Source organism: Vibrio sp. 10N.286.46.A8 (assembly GCF_041470165.1).
Taxonomy (GTDB): Bacteria; Pseudomonadota; Gammaproteobacteria; order Enterobacterales; family Vibrionaceae; genus Vibrio; species Vibrio tasmaniensis_A.
The window spans coordinates 1-1,920 of record NZ_JBFRLX010000350.1 but is presented as its reverse complement, the minus strand read 5'-3'; the positions used below and the strand labels follow the sequence as shown (position 1 = coordinate 1,920).

Here is a 1,920-nt window from a genome sequence, read left to right as displayed (position 1 = left end):
GATGCCTTCTTTCTCTAGGATTTCAGCAGCACGGATGCCTTCCCAAGTAGAAGCCAGTTTGATAAGGATGCGGTCGTTAGTGATGCCAGCGTCGTTGTACATTTTGATAAGTTGACGAGCTTTAGCAACGCTGCCTTCCATGTCGTAAGAAAGACGAGCATCTACTTCAGTAGAGATGCGGCCAGGTACAACGTTAAGGATTTCTTTACCGATGTTCACGTTAAGCATGTCACAAGTATCTTGAACTTGTTGTGCTTTGTCGCCACTTTTCGCTTTAGCGTATTCGATAGAAGCATCGATTAGAGGTGCGTACTCAGCAATTTGAGCGGCTTTAAGAATTAGAGATGGGTTAGTTGTTGCATCTTCAGGAGTGTACTTGCTGATAGCTTCGATATCGCCAGTGTCAGCTACAACAGTTGTTAGTTTACGAAGTTGCTCTAATTTATTGCTCATTTTGATCATCCTATGTATCGCAGAACACCCCTTTAATGGGAGAGGTGTGGGCATTTGCAAGCGAACTAATGAAGTTCCTCATGGTTGTACCAGTGAGTCAAACTTACATTAATTTAAATTTTTCTTCGAACGAACATTTGCACAGAACATTTGATCGCTCGATGAGTAAATGATGTAGCCATATTTATCCGATCTAGCCCCAAAGTCAACGGTAAATAGTGCTGTATGGTGACTTCAGTCAAATATATTTCGCTCTAGTAATCATGGGGTATGCAAGCAAACGTTTAACGAACAAAGTGAGGTGAATTAATCAACACCAAAACTATGGTTATGATGCTGAGCAAATGCTCCTTGATGTTACATATGTTCGGGGTGTAAGCTTGTGTATCACTTACTGAGCTCTCCTTTATTAGGAAGTGCAGCAGGTAAAATAATTGTTAAATATTGGTTGAGTGGTATATGAGTAACAATATCCAAGATGTTTCCGAAGAAAACACTGATCTCCTAACCGAAGTCGCCGTTGCCTACTATCAAGATGGTGCGACTCAAGAAGAGATCTCTAAAAAATTCTCTATCTCTCGTGCAAAGGTTGGTCGAATGCTCAAACAAGCCCGCGATGAAGGGATTGTCGAGATCACCGTGAAATACCACCCAGTATTCAGCGCGAAGATCGAACAACGTTTGATCGAACGATTTGGTGTTAAGCGTGCACTGGTTGCATTAGACCAACCGAATGAAGAGAAGCAGCGGTTACAGGTTGCGGGCTTGGTGTCGAACTACTTAACGAGCACCCTAAAAAACGGCATGGTAGTCACGGTTGGCCAAGGTCGAAACGTATCGTCGGTTGCTCACCATACTGGCGTAATTACCCCACGTGACTGTAAATTCGTATGTGGTATCGGCGGCATTCACCCAAGAGGCGGTATGTTTAATGCCGACCATATATGTAGACAACTCGCCAAGAAATACGGTGGATCTTCTGAAACCTTGTATGCGCCTGCTTATGCAGAGAACAAAGCACAAAAATCCGCGTTCATGGAAAACAGTACTGTTAAGCAAACACTCGATCTAGCTCGTAAGGCAGATGTTGCATTAGTGGGTATTGGTGACATGAGTGAAAACAGCTATATGGTCGACCTAGGTTGGTTTACGGCGGGAGAGGTCGTCCAATCTCGTTTACTACAAGGCGTGGTCGGTGACTTTGCGGGTTATGACTTTTTTGATGTACACGGCAAAGCCGCAAACACTGTGATGAGTGACCGAGTCATCGGCTTAGGCCTGGAAGAGTTCCGCCCAATCGCTGAGGTAATTGCCATCGCTGCCGAGAACAGTAAGCCATTAGCTTTATTAGGTGCATTAAGAACCGGCGTAGTAGACGTGATTGCAACCAGCGTAAGTAATGCTTTGACGGTACTTAACTTGGATGAGCAGTTGAAACATGCGTCTCCATAGTTAACTCTTTTGTAG

Annotated in this window: 2 protein-coding genes; one reads left to right on the top strand and one right to left on the bottom strand. The window is 44.1% G+C overall.

Going from position 1 to position 1,920, the window contains the following annotated elements:
* The coding region (locus tag AB4232_RS22340) for a transaldolase family protein (RefSeq protein WP_372088041.1) at positions 1 to 453 on the bottom strand (453 nt) is incomplete at its 3' end.
* 459 nt (positions 454 to 912) lie between these two features.
* Here AB4232_RS22340 and AB4232_RS22335 point away from each other — a divergent pair.
* Entirely contained in the window at positions 913 to 1,905 is a 993-nt protein-coding gene (locus AB4232_RS22335; RefSeq protein ID WP_139685237.1) for a sugar-binding transcriptional regulator, read from the top strand.
* Positions 1,906 to 1,920: the final 15 nt, after the last annotated feature.